Below are 12892 nucleotides of genomic sequence, written 5' to 3' on the forward strand. Positions count from 1 at the left end.
GGCTGTCTCTCAGGTCATTTTATGACCCTTTTGAGACAGCCCCTTTCACACGATGAAACCTATCTAAGCCGTTTGTAGAGATAACGCAGGTCTTGCCACATCACCAAATGATAAGGTACTACTACTAAAAGATATCTCACCTTGACTAAAATGGGACGTATAAATCCGAGTTTTACTGTCTATTGTCGCTGCATTCCCAACTCCAATTATAAAAGCTTCATAAGATATATTCTGAAGGCCGGCATTTCCATTTAGCATTTGACCAAAACCTTGGTAACAAGTCTTAGAGATATCTTCTAATTGATTTCTTGTCATTGATGGAGCCCCCATGGATCCGGGCTGGCGGGATCTCTCGTCAATACGGAATTTGAGAAGATCTATTGAGTCTGTGGCAAGAAGCTTCACCGTGACATCAAATCCACTTTTATTTAAAGTCATAATGTCATTCTGTACCCCTCCAAGGGTTACACCCTGAAGAATAACCACAAGGTCTTTCTGTCCCTGAGAAGTAAGCACATCTATCCATTCATATTTGATGGCCTCTTCAAGCAAGTATGAAGTTGTTTTCCACAACAGGGTTGTAGGAGATTGCTCAGTATTATTTTTAACTAGTGGAGGTATGAAGAAATGACCATTAATGATATCTTTGTCCACGCTGCAGATCTGCGCATTTGGATATTTTCGTACCTCGTCCCTAAGGAAAGTGCTTTTACCTATAGATGGAGGACCATAAAGAACGACAGCTTTAGGCAGGTTATTCCTCTCCTCGCATTATATCTTGTTCAATATCACGTTCAATTTGCTTGAAGGTTGTCCCAAATGGTATAAAAATTACATCTAAATTCCGAGGAGGAATGGCATCGTAATCTTTCAAAGAAAGGATCATATGCCCAATGTGGACCGCGACCAATGCCTTCATTGACTCCAAGGTATCCCCCTTATATTGTGAGGTCAGCCTTGCCAATTCCTTAGAGGCATAATCGGCAATTTCGAATAATTCATTATCAGAAGTCTCGTTCTGTAATAAAGTAATTGGAGTAAGGTACTCCCTAGACGGTTTCATGGCTAACTTTTTGTCCATAAAACGCTGACGACGAGCCCCTTTATCAACTCTCACTACGGCTTCACGAGCTTTATGCCTTAGACCTAAAACCTTATTACCAACTATCACTACAGCTTCACCAGTTTTGTCATTGGTAGCAACCTTAGAGTCAGAAACAACCCATCCTTGTTTCACTAATGCCTCTAAACTAGTTAATTGTTTAGTCATAGTTCCTACCTCCTCTAATGGTGTTACTTATACATAAGTAGTTTCAAATTCCGCCCCGTATTCTGTTACCCGCAAATAGCTTTTTAAACAATAGCAAACGGAACTTTCCGTCGTTTGGAACCGTTGGCTACTCGTCGGAGATGCTGACTACTTCCATTTTATCACAGTGTTTAGGGTTGGGCGATACGAAATCACGAAGTTTCTACGGAATACTTTTCAGCAAACTTAGGAACGATTTGGACGGACGGCCTTAGCGGTAGTGTCTGTCAGCAGACGGTTTAATCCAAATATGTAGCAAAAAATAATTTTGGTGCTACATAGATTATGTCTCTATTGGGTAGTTCAGATAAGACTTAAAATTAAGAAGATAACTTGGAATTTATCTACTTGATTCCATCAGTTTTTAGTGCATCCATAAACTTTTTTAAAACTCTTCTGGCTTGGTCTATATCCGCAATAGTGTTTTTATTAAAGCGGCTATCAGCCCATGATGTCTTGCCCACAGAACGTACGAGTAATTTTCCATCGTTAATTAAATAGTAATTCGTTTCCCTGAAATTTCCACTGACGTTTTCAGTAGTTTTCTCAAATCCTTCATTCATATCTAAGAGCTTTTGTATGACATCTTTCGTTAATCTCATTATAATTTCCCTCCTCCCATGCGGTGCTCACATTATATAAAAACATTTAAACGCTAACTCCATAAAATTAAAAGACTCAAAGTTAGCCAAATTCGAGTTGGAAGCATCGATTACGTTAATCTGCCCGTTAGCTTAACAATGATGTGCAGTTTAAAACTTTGTTTTGGCTACACTAATCACTATTAAAAAAGGAGACGCGAACCACTCGCGTCCCCATTTCGTCTCCAACCTACTCTCTCACTACTCACAAACCCTTATATACCAAGGAACAAACAGCCTCCACATGCACCGTCCACGGAAACATATCCACCGGCTGCACCTCCACCGTCCGGTAGCCCCCGTCTTCCAGCACCCGCAGGTCGCGGGCCAGAGTGGAAGGATTGCACGAGACGTAGACCACGCGCTCCGGCTTCATCTGGAGGATGGTCTCCAGGAGGCGCGGGTCGCAGCCTTTGCGGGGCGGGTCGACGACGATGACGTCGGGGTCGACGCCCTGCTCTTTCCAGGCGGGGATGACATCCTCCGACGCTCCCACCTCGAACACTACGTTCTTCATCTCATTCAGTCTCGCGTTGGCGCGGGCATCCTCGATGGCCTCGGGGACGATTTCTACGCCATACACCTGACCGGCATGCTGCGCCAGGAAGAGCGAGATCGTGCCGATGCCGCAGTAAGCGTCAATGACGGTCTCGCTGCCGGTCAGTCCGGCATAGGCGACGGTCCGGTTATACAGCACTTCGGTCTGGACCGGGTTCACTTGGTAAAAAGATCGCGGCGAAATCGCGAACTGCACTTCGCCGATATAATCGTAGATCACATCCCGTCCCCACAGCACCCGGGTCTCCGGGCCGAAGATCACGTTCGTCTCCTTGGTGTTGACGTTCTGGCAGATGCTGACCACATCCGGCAGCGCTTCGCGGATGCTTCCGATCCAGGCATCGGCGTGCGGGATGTCCCGCCCGTTCGTGACCAGCACCAGCATCATCTCGCCGGTGCGGAAGGCTTTCTTCACAACGACGTGACGCAGCAGGCCGCGCCCCGACTCCTCCTGATAGGCGGAGATGCCGAGCTCGCGCCCGAGCCGCTTGACGGTGGCGACCACCGCATCGTTATGCTCATGCTGGATCAGGCAGGTCTCCATGTCGACAATCCGGTGGCTGCCCCGCGTATAGAAGCCGCCGACCAGCCCGCCTTCGGCTGCGCCGATCGGGACCTGCGCCTTGTTGCGGTAGCGCCAGGGCTCGTCCATGCCGAGAGTCGGCAGGACGGTTACACTGCCGCCTGCCTCATTGGCTTCGTCAGCCGCAGACTCCGCCTTGGCTACCTGGAGCTTGCCGATCCGCTCCAGATTGTCCACGACGAGCTGGCGCTTCCAGGCAAGCTGGGCGGCGTACTCCATATGCTGGAGCTGGCAGCCGCCGCATTGATCGTAGATCGGGCAGGGGGGCGCAATCCGGTGCGGGCTGGATTCGACCAGCTCCAGCAGCTTGGCGTAGCCGTACTGCTTCTTGGTCTTAAGCACCTTGGCCCGGACCTTCTCTCCGGGCAGGGCTCCCTGCACGAAGAGCGTATAGCCGTCGGCACGGCCGACGCCTTCGCCTTCGTGCGTCAGTCCGATGATGTCCAGCAGGACCTCATCGTTCTTGGCGACAGGCACGCCCGCCGGCGCCGCGGCGGGCGCCGTCCGGCTGCGGCCTGCGCCGCGCTGTGCCGCCATTCCGGCGCGCTCCGGGGCGCGCCTACCCTGGCCGCCTCCGGCGACCGTTCCGCCCCGCTCGTTCCGGGGGCGGCCCTGCTCAGCCCGGGACCCGGCCCGGGCGCTATCGTTCATCCCGCGGCCGTTCTTGCGGCCGCTGCGGTGATTATTCATGATTGTACACTCATTTCTGTATCGTTCTGCACCCATCGTGCTGCGCTCACGGCCGGATTCCTCCGGCCTTCTTCCATTATAGCCGATATTTCGTCTTCCTACTGATTTTCGCAGATCCGGCAACGACAAAACCTCCAGTTCTCGAACGGCGGACTGGAGGAATCAACAAACCTTTGTATGAATAAGTACAGCTGCACACGCCAGAGCGGTTCACGTCCTGGACGTTTCTTCTTCTCCTGCCTAGACCTCTGTCGTTCGCTCCCTGCTGCCGGTCTGCCCTGTGCAGGAGAACGGCAGCATAGCCTTGCCTTACAGGCTGTTCGCGAAGACGTTCAGATGCGAAGGAAGCATCCGGAACTTGCCCGGCAGGGTGCCTCCGAGCTCCCCGTCGAGATTGAGCTGGACATAGCCCGGAGAAGTTACCTCCATCGCGTCGGTCCGGAAGTAGACCACTTTCTTGTCCGAGAGATGGTCTCCCCGCAGCGCCAGCGTTACGAGGCGGATAAACTCCGCCAGATTGCATTTCTTCAGCGCGATGACATCGAACAGGCCGTCGTCGATGCGGGCATCGGGCGCAAGCTTCTCGAAGCCGCCTACAGAGTTCGTGTTGGCGATGAGGAACAGCATGAACTCGTCATGAATCATGTCCTGGCCGTTCGCGCGGATCTCCAGTTCGGTCGGGGAGAGGCTGGCCATTTTCTCAATCCCCTTCAAATAGTACGCAAGCTGCCCGATCATCGTCTTCAGCCGGCTCGGCACCTCATAGGTCAGTTCCGTCAGCGACCCGCCTCCGGCGATGTTGATGAAATAGCGGTCATTGGCCTTGCCGAGATCAATCACCCGCTGCTTCTGCCGGATAATGAGGTCACAGGATTCTTCCCAGTTCTTCGGAATTCCCATAGCCCGCGCAAAATCATTGGTCGTGCCCAGCGGCAGCACGCCCAGCGGGGGCAGATTCGGCTTCTCGGCCATGCCGTTGATGACTTCATTCAGCGTGCCGTCTCCGCCCGCAGCGATAATGAGATCGTATCCCCGCTCCACAGCTTCCGCGGCCGCGCGCGTCGCGTCGCCTTCTCCGGTCGTGGCATGGCAGGAAGCCTCAATGCCGCCCTGGTCCAGCCGCTGCAAAATATCGGCCAGACGCTTTCTGACTTCCTCCCGCCCGGAGGTGGGATTGTAAATCAATCTTGCCGTTTTCATTCCCGAAACGCCACCTGTTCATAGAATAGGCAACGGTGTAGAGTTGCCGATTCCAGAATAATCGCCAATCCGTCCGTTTTGCCGACTTCCTGATTATAACCAATTCACTGGGGGACAATCAATCTTTCGGAAGCCGTGATAGAAAGAGGCTGCCCCTGCGGACGCTAAATCCGCTCCAGCAGCCTCCCGATCTGGCCCTCCATCCAATCCGCAAGCCGCGGATGGGGCAGCAGCGTCCGGCCGGAATAGCGGTAATCGAGCCCTTCAAGTCTTGAAGGAATGACGGTCTTCGTGAAATAGCCTTCGCTCAAAAATATCGGGGCCACCAATACCCTATGCCCCTGTCCATTCCAATATTCCACTTTGTCCCGGACATCGTTCGGGTTCAACAGCGCGTAGTCGGCGGAAGCGACGCCGCTCTCCGCACGCACGCGGTCCGCCAGCGAAGCCATGCCGCGCTGCCACCGCTCGCGGAAGCCGTCATGGACACTTCCGTGCCCGATGAGCAGCACCGTCTCCCGCTCGGGTTCCTCCGACAGATCCCGCGCCTTATCCCAGACCATCTCTGCGATAATGGGATCATCGTCGACCGGATCACCGTAATGAATGCGCGCCGAGACCTCGAACCGTTCCAGGTCCGTCTCGCGTCCTGGCTCGGGCTTCACGCCGAGCGCATAGGCGATCTCATCCACATGCGTGCTTCCCGAAGAGACAAAGAGGGGAATCACGAGAATATCCGTGACTCCCCGGTGCTCCAGATCGCTGACGCCATCCTGAATAGACCGCCCCGCCACCAGCTCCAGAAAAGAAACCGCGGCCGGCAGCTTCCGGCCTTTAAGCGCGCCGGCCACGGCCTCTTCCACAATCGACACCCAGGACAAGTCGCGCGACCCGTGGCTGATGACAAGGACGCCCGGCCGGACAGAGGCGTTCATCTCTTAACGCCCCAGCCGGTCCAGCGTCATCTTGTAGCCGTCGTTGCCATAGTTCAGGCAGCGCTTCACGCGGGAGATCGTCGCCGTGCTCGCGCCTGTCTCCGCTTCGATCTGGTTGTAGGTGCAGCCCTTGCCGAGCATGCGCGCCACCTCCAGACGCTGGGACAGCGACTGAATCTCGTTCACCGTGCACAGGTCGTCGAAGAAGACATAGCATTCTTCCATATCTTTTAAAGTTAAAATCGCTTCAAACAGTTGATCGACGCTCTTATCGTTAAGCTTCTTGAGCTGCATCGTGTATCATCCCCTATTGTGACTTATCTGCCTCTACTATATTGCACCGAAGCGGTTTTTTCAAGCATTAACGGTTTATCGCAGTAAAGAGCGAAAATGGCGGACATTTGTCCATTCCACGCGAACACCTCTTCCTCGCGCCTGCCTGTTACAGTCATCGTACTGCAAGGAGCCGCTGCTCCGCCGCCTCATCTGTACGACGTTCAAAAACCATCGTTTTCAAGCTTGGTCACGCTTTCTTCAAAATCCGGCTTTCGCGCTGGGCATCCGCCCTTTTCCGCTCCTATCCCGGCTTCATCCGGGCGTATGTCTATACCTTATGTTCGCCCATGACATACAGTAAAGTAAATTCAAAGGCAAAGGAATGTGATCCCATGGCTCAGCATTACCATCATCATTCCCGCCGCAGCGTCCGGGCTTTGTCCGAATCCTATCCGGGTTCGCCGTATCCGGGCATCGGCCCTTACGTGCCGGCTCCCCCGCCTCCGGGCGCTGCGGCGCTGCTTCCCGCCGCCGGCGCGGAAGCCGCAGAAGCAGCTCTCGAAGCGGCTCCGGCCAAGAGCGGTCTGCTCGGCGGACTCGGCAACCTGCCCAACATGGACCAGATCAAGGGAATTCTCGACCGGGTAGGCGGCATCGACGGCATCGTCAGCTCGATGGGCAAGGTGCAGAAAATGATGCAGGGCTTCCAGCAGATGGCCCCGATGGTCAAGCTGCTGATGGGCGGCTTCGGCAAAGGCGCCGCCGCTGCGGCGGGAGCCGGTGCAGCCGGACTGCTGGCCGCCGAGGAGGATTCTGCGCTGTACGCGCCCAAACGTCAAAAAAGACGCTCCTCTTCCAAGAAGCGTCCTTCTTCTTCATCCGGCCGGCGGCGCAGCGCTCCCGCGGCCCGCAAACGGCGCCGCTGACAGAGCGGCGCCGCTCTTCTTACGGCCCGCCTCCCGCCTATTTGAACCAGCCCCGCCGCTTGAACGTCAGAATCATCCCGCCGCCAAGGAGCAGCATCAGTCCCAGCACCGCAAAATAGCCGTATCTCCATTTCAGCTCCGGGAGCACCTCGAAGTTCATGCCGTAGATGCCGGCGATCAGCGTCAGCGGCATGAAGATCGTCGTAATGACCGTGAGCGTCTTCATAATCGTATTCATCCGGTTGGAATTCAGCGAGATGTAGCTGTCGCGCAGATCCGCGGTCATCTCCCGGTCGGCTTCGATCATATCGGCGAGCTTCAGCAGATGATCATGGATGTCGCCAAAATAAATGCGCTCCTCCCGGTTCTGCTGCACATGCGTAGAATTGACGACCCGGTACATGAGATCGCGCATCGGCACAATCGTCCTGCGCAGCTTGAGCAGCCGGGAACGGACATCGAAGACCTGGGCCAGCAGCGTATTCACCGCTTCCTCGGCGCCCTTGTTCTCCAGCTCGGCCAGTTCGTCTTCAATAGCGTACAGCGTCGGAAAGTACCGGTCCACCAGCTTGTCGATCACCGTATAAGCCGCTGCCACCGGCGTGCCCGACCAGCCCTCCCGGTGCTCGATGCTGCGGATGACCTGCTCCCAGGCCTCGTCGATTCCCGCCTGCCGCTGCAGGTGAAAGGACACCAGCAGCGACGGGCCGAGAAAGAGATCCACCTCTTCCGCCTGAAGCGTCGCTTCATTCAGCGCGTGCAGCACGAAGAACTGAACCTCCTCATAGTAATCCAGCTTCGGCCGCTGCAGCACATGCAGGCAGTCCTCAATCGCCAGCGGATGAAAGTGGAAGCAGGTGTCCAGCAGCCGGGTCTCTTCCGGGACAGGCTCCGAGAAGTCGGCCCAGATCCAGGCGTAATCCCCCAGGCGGGTCTGCTCCAGATTCAGGCCGGTCTGCACCCGGCCTTCGTGCGTGATGGCAAGCGTCCGTATCATCTGTCGTATCCGACCTCCAAGATTGCCTTAGTTGTTATAGGCCCCCACAAGAACATACTGAAGGGAATCCGCCAGAATGGTGTGGGGGGCGGTGTCTGCGGTAAAGGTTCCTCCCGCCTTCGCTGCTCCCGGTTGCATCGGGATGTCCAAGTAGGTGAAACTCGAATCCTGTACATAAACGTGCAAATATAGCTGGTCCTTTAAAATTATAGAGGTCCCCTCGTTCGCCACGGTCAATTGAACATTGGCTACGCGAATGCCGGATGCGTTGGTCCGGGTAACCACAGAAGCCTTAAGGGGTCGGATATCCGGGTTCAGTTTATCGGATAGAAAGTGCAGCTCATCCATGACCACGCCGGACGGCAGATACGCAGGGTCCACATTCAGCTCTGCCATTCTTTTGGAAGCGTCCCACTTCGTACCGATGTGAAAGGAAGACGTAATCACGCTCAGCGGAACAAACATGCTTCCTTTATACAGAGCAGGAGCCGTATCCATCTCGGATGACGCCCCGTTGATCTCCGCCTTTTTCGAGCCTATCTTCATTTTTATGGTGTAGAATTTGACTTTGGCTTCTTCCCCGTAATTTTTCCTTGTAATGACTGCCGTCTTGCTGCCAGAGTTGTAGGAGACATCTGAGGACAAGAGGTTGGACAGGCTTCGCAGAGGCACCATCAATCGGTTCTCTTGATCCACATACGGAGCCACAGGAGAAGTATAAACCACATAGAACTGATTGAGCTTCAGCAGTACCGGTGAATTCAGCGTAGAACCCGTTCAGCGCAGAATCGTTCAGCGTAGAACCGTTCAGCGCAGAATTGTTCCATGCAGAACCGGAAGCCGAGGCGGAGAGAGCCGGAACCGAGACTGAGCAGCAGCCAGAACCAGCAGCATCCGCATTTTGTTCAACAAATTGGCCCACCCTCCTTCAAGAGTTATTCCTTAGGAATATACCCCTGTTTATCTATGGATTATATGGACCTTTTGAACCAACTTTCACGGATAAAGGCGAAGATCCGGCAGTTACGAAGAAGAAAAGGAGCGTCCGAAAGACGCCCCTGTCCTGTTGCTTTATATCCCGAAGCTCCCACGGCAGCCCGCCCATCAATACCGCTCCAGAATCGTCCAGACAATCCCTCGGTTCTCCGCATCCTGCTTCGGATAGACCAGCGTCGCCCGGATCCGATTCTCTTTGTCGTAATAGACTCTCGCGTCCAGGCCCTGCTCATGGTTGTAGGGCTTCTTCACATATTCGTTGCCCAGCTCCCGGTCGGCATCCTCCAGCGTCTTCAGCGGCTTGCCGTTGATGCTGGCTTTCACCGTCTCCGAGATCAGTTGAATCTTGGTTACTTTGCCCGTCGACTCATCGCTGACCAGCATAAGCCCGTCATAATACCGGTACGTCTTGCCGCGTTCGGTCCGGTTCTCATAGTCCGGATTCGGCTGCAGGCCGGAAGCGTCCAGACGGTCCGCCGGCCCGCCTATGCTCAGCCCGCGCACCTCTGCTCCAGTCAGATTCGTAGTGCTGACCGAGCGCTCCTGCCAGGCGTTCCGGGCATAGCCTCCGATGGCTACGACCAGAATCAGAAGGACCGTTGCGCCGAACAACAGCCATTTCAGACGGCCATACTTCCTCATTCGTGAATCCCCCTGCTCTCGCTGTACTGCCAAAAAAAGGCCCCGTCCTTCACTCATCCGTGAATTTCGGCGCCGCCTTGCATTGAATCGACACTAGAAGAAAATCTTCGTGATAATGCCCGCCAGTACGGCGGTAATTGGAATGGTAATGAACCAGGTGACGATGATTCGTCCGGCCACTCCCCATTTGACGGCGGAGAACCGCTTGGCCGACCCTACGCCCAGAATGGCGGAGGTAATGGCATGGGTGGTGCTGACCGGCAGATGAAGCATGGTAGCCGAGAAAATAACCGATGCAGCCGACACGTCGGCGGCCACGCCGTTGATCGGCTCGATCTTGAAAATCTTTGTGCCCATCGTCTTGATAATCTTCCAGCCGCCGATTGAGGTACCCAACGCCATGGCTGTTGCCGCCGCCAGCTTGACCCACAGCGGAACCTCCATGCTCTTCAGTTCACCCGAAGTGACCAGCGCGAAGGTGATGATCCCCATTGCCTTCTGGGCATCGTTCGTTCCGTGCGTGAAGGACTGGAAGGCAGCCGTTACGATCTGAACCGTGCGGAAGCCTTTGTTGACCGTGTGCGGACTTTGCTTGGCAAAGATCCACTTTAGAAGAGTCATGACAATATAACCGATGACAAAAGCGATAATCGGGGAGAGCACGAGGCCTTCCACGATTTCGATAAATCCGCTCCACTTCACATGGTCCGAACCTGCGCCCACATATACGGCGCCCGCAAGGGCTCCGATCAGCGCGTGCGACGACGAGGACGGAATACCGAACCACCAGGTGACCAGATTCCATATAATCGCCGCGATTAACGTGGCGATTACGATGTTGATTCCGTTGCTCAGCGTCGTCGGGTCGGCGACGCTGCCGCCGATTTTCTTCGCGACGCCCGTGAAGAGCAGGGCTCCCACGAAGTTCATGCATGCCGCCATGATTATAGCTGTCCGGGGCGGCAGCGCGCGGGTGGATACGGACGTTGCAATGGCGTTCGCCGTATCATGAAACCCGTTGATAAAATCGAAGCCCAGGGCAAGCACAATGACAATGCCCAGTACCCAAATCGAGGTATCCATATGGTTGCAAGCTCCTTACGAATTGCGCATAATAATCGATTCCAGCATGTTCGCGACGTCTTCGCATTTGTCCGTCGTCGTCTCCAGACGTTCGTACAGCTCTTTGCGCTTGATGAGCTCGATCGGGTCCTTGACCGTGTCGAACAGCGCCTTGGTGCAAATGCGCAGCACTTCATCGCCCTGATTCTCCAGGTCGTTCAGACGGATCGTATATTCGCGGATGGCCAGCAGCTTCTTCTGGGACAGCAGATGCACCGCCTTCTGAATCTCGTAGGCGCACTGGCGAAGAATGTCGGCGAACTGAATGATGTATTCGTCGGCTTCCACAAGGTTGTACATATACAGACGCGAAGCGGACGCCTCCAGTCCGTCGATGACATCATCCATGCTTGTAATCAGATCCATGATGTCGTCGCGTTCCAGCGGCGTGATGAACGTTTTGTTCAATTCCTTGATCACCGTATGCGTATACGAATCGCACTGGGATTCGTACTTCTTCATTTCTCCGGTAAACTGCTCGATGTCGCGCAAATCCGACAGGTGCTTGGCAAAGAAATCCGCCGCCTGCACAATCGTATCCGCCATGTTCTCAAGCGTTTCAAAGAAAATGTCTTTCTTCCTAAGCTTCATGTATAGTGCTCCTTTACTGGAAAATGCCTGATTTCCAACCGGTATCCGACGCTGAAAACGTCCATGAAAACGGATGACAACCCTTGTTATCTTATCACATTGAATGGGGGGAATGAAGCGGACAATTGAAATTTTAAGGTCTTCCTCAGACAATTCGCGGGATGCTCACAAAGTATCCGCTGCATTTGGACCTTATGGGATTTAATGGGGAACAGAATCATGTTCTCCCTTTACTTTTACCCGCTTTCGTCAGCTTATACCGACCTGGTTCCGGGTACTGCCGATTCAGGGGCTCAGAACCGTGACATGACTGTCGAAAGAAGGCGCATTCGGCACAATCAGCACATGGGTAACGCCCGGATACATCGGGGCTTCGGTTCCGTTCTTTACAATCCGGATGATGTCGCCCGGACGGCGGACCCATTGTCCCCGGATGACTTGTCCGCGCTGGAAGAGCAGCGCATCTCCGCCCACTTCCGTATCCACGGCCAGCCGCCCGGCCTCGTCGAGAACTTTGTGGTCCGCACCGATCACCAGCACATTGGTCGCCGTTACAGGAGCCTCCGTTCCCCGGTCCAGGTGGGCCTTGCCGTTCACAGAGCGGGCATAGACGCGGCTTCCGGCCTCGTATTTGTAGGCTACCGTGTAGTTCTTTAGTTGAAAATAAAGCGAGAAGCCGGACGCCGGCTCCCCCCCTGCCGGAAGATAATCCGGGTTGGTGAAGGTATAATCCGGAACATCGGCCGGCGCGGCCAGGCCGAGCTTCTCCGCTCCCGAGCGCAGCAGCGCTTCGTTCGTATATAAATTATGCGGCGCCTTGCGGCTCTTGTCCCGCCAGAAGTACGGCCCGGCCTTCCCGATCTCATCCATATCGTCCCGTCCGCCGGCTTGCAGAAGGGCGTAGGCGGCCGGACTGCCGCCGGCATGGACCGTTACCGCGCCATAGCTCTCGCCCAGATCCAGCAGATAAGGCCGGATGCTCCGCACCGGGCCGATCTCGGGAATGCCCGGCCGGCTCTGATAGATGGCGATCAGCCGCGTAATGCCGCCTTCGGCCAGCACCTCGTACAGGAGATCAGCCTCGCTTAATCCCGACTGCGGCCGGGCGGCAGGCGCATTGTTGATCATCACGGCCAGCGGACGCGGCAGCGGGAGGCTGTCCGCCGGAAGACCGGTGAGTCCCGAGAGCGGGGCGGGCTCTGGCGGTTCTGCCGGAAGCGGCCCTGCGGAGCCCGGCGGAGAAGCTTGCGCGATGACCGGAGCGGAGGCCGTAACAGATGGCGGATTCCCGCCCTGGTCCGCGTCCGGCCGGCCGCATGAGACCAGCGGCAGGGCAGCCAGCGAGAGGATGGCGAGCGTTGAAGCCGGGCGAAGCAGACGGCGTGCGAGGTGCATAGGGATAAGCTTCCTCCTTCAAGAACGGCAG

General features: G+C 55.4%; 14 protein-coding genes. 1 reads left to right on the forward strand and 13 read right to left on the reverse strand.

Annotation, left to right across the window (positions count from 1 at the left end; all coding sequences use genetic code 11):
• Window positions 1-63: 63 nt before the first annotated feature.
• The 7 genes from F4V43_RS18345 to F4V43_RS18375 form a co-directional block, all read right to left on the reverse strand.
• Window positions 64-654: a hypothetical protein gene (locus F4V43_RS18345; protein ID WP_150459722.1), complete on the reverse strand. Its 591-nt coding sequence runs from the start codon at window positions 652-654 to the stop codon at window positions 64-66.
• Between the two features lie 100 nt (window positions 655-754).
• Window positions 755-1270, reverse strand: coding sequence for a hypothetical protein (locus tag F4V43_RS18350; RefSeq protein WP_150459723.1), 516 nt, complete (start codon window positions 1268-1270; stop codon window positions 755-757).
• 383 nt (window positions 1271-1653) lie between these two features.
• Window positions 1654-1911 (reverse strand): hypothetical protein, encoded by a 258-nt coding sequence (locus tag F4V43_RS18355; protein WP_150459724.1) that lies wholly within the window; start codon window positions 1909-1911, stop codon window positions 1654-1656.
• A gap of 244 nt (window positions 1912-2155) precedes the next feature.
• A complete protein-coding gene (gene rlmD, locus F4V43_RS18360) occupies window positions 2156-3781 on the reverse strand; it encodes a 23S rRNA (uracil(1939)-C(5))-methyltransferase RlmD (RefSeq protein ID WP_223879962.1) in 1626 nt (541 codons plus the stop codon).
• A 309-nt stretch (window positions 3782-4090) separates the two neighbouring features.
• The gene (locus F4V43_RS18365) at window positions 4091-4981 is read right to left on the reverse strand and encodes a diacylglycerol kinase (protein WP_150459725.1); all 891 of its coding nucleotides are present in this window, start codon (window positions 4979-4981) and stop codon (window positions 4091-4093) included.
• Window positions 4982-5145: 164 nt separating this feature from the next.
• A complete protein-coding gene (locus F4V43_RS18370; RefSeq protein WP_150459726.1) occupies window positions 5146-5916 on the reverse strand; it encodes a sirohydrochlorin chelatase in 771 nt (256 codons plus the stop codon).
• A 3-nt stretch (window positions 5917-5919) separates the two neighbouring features.
• A complete protein-coding gene (locus tag F4V43_RS18375; RefSeq protein ID WP_150459727.1) occupies window positions 5920-6210 on the reverse strand; it encodes a YerC/YecD family TrpR-related protein in 291 nt (96 codons plus the stop codon).
• Window positions 6211-6584: 374 nt separating this feature from the next.
• Between F4V43_RS18375 and F4V43_RS18380 the strand changes: the two genes are divergently transcribed.
• Window positions 6585-7118 (forward strand): tyrosine protein kinase, encoded by a 534-nt coding sequence (locus F4V43_RS18380; protein WP_150459728.1) that lies wholly within the window; start codon window positions 6585-6587, stop codon window positions 7116-7118.
• A gap of 37 nt (window positions 7119-7155) precedes the next feature.
• Here F4V43_RS18380 and corA read toward each other — a convergent pair whose 3' ends face one another.
• The 6 genes from corA to F4V43_RS18410 form a co-directional block, all read right to left on the reverse strand.
• Complete coding sequence (corA, locus tag F4V43_RS18385) at window positions 7156-8115, reverse strand: magnesium/cobalt transporter CorA (RefSeq protein ID WP_150459729.1); 960 nt, start codon at window positions 8113-8115, stop codon at window positions 7156-7158.
• A gap of 27 nt (window positions 8116-8142) precedes the next feature.
• Window positions 8143-8841 carry a copper amine oxidase N-terminal domain-containing protein gene (locus F4V43_RS18390; protein ID WP_411898473.1) on the reverse strand — a complete coding sequence of 233 codons (699 nt, stop codon included), beginning with the start codon at window positions 8839-8841 and terminating at the stop codon, window positions 8143-8145.
• A 378-nt stretch (window positions 8842-9219) separates the two neighbouring features.
• Window positions 9220-9753: a hypothetical protein gene (locus tag F4V43_RS18395; RefSeq protein ID WP_150459731.1), complete on the reverse strand. Its 534-nt coding sequence runs from the start codon at window positions 9751-9753 to the stop codon at window positions 9220-9222.
• A gap of 93 nt (window positions 9754-9846) precedes the next feature.
• Window positions 9847-10836, reverse strand: a complete 990-nt coding sequence (locus tag F4V43_RS18400) for an inorganic phosphate transporter (protein ID WP_150459732.1) — start codon at window positions 10834-10836, stop codon at window positions 9847-9849.
• A 15-nt stretch (window positions 10837-10851) separates the two neighbouring features.
• Window positions 10852-11466: a DUF47 domain-containing protein gene (locus F4V43_RS18405; RefSeq protein ID WP_150459733.1), complete on the reverse strand. Its 615-nt coding sequence runs from the start codon at window positions 11464-11466 to the stop codon at window positions 10852-10854.
• A 285-nt stretch (window positions 11467-11751) separates the two neighbouring features.
• Entirely contained in the window at window positions 11752-12861 is a 1110-nt protein-coding gene (locus F4V43_RS18410) for a DUF3048 domain-containing protein (protein ID WP_150459734.1), read from the reverse strand.
• Window positions 12862-12892 lie beyond the last annotated feature (31 nt).

It is taken from the genome of Paenibacillus spiritus (genome assembly GCF_008710135.1).
Lineage (GTDB): Bacteria > Bacillota > Bacilli > Paenibacillales > Paenibacillaceae > Paenibacillus_AQ > Paenibacillus_AQ glufosinatiresistens.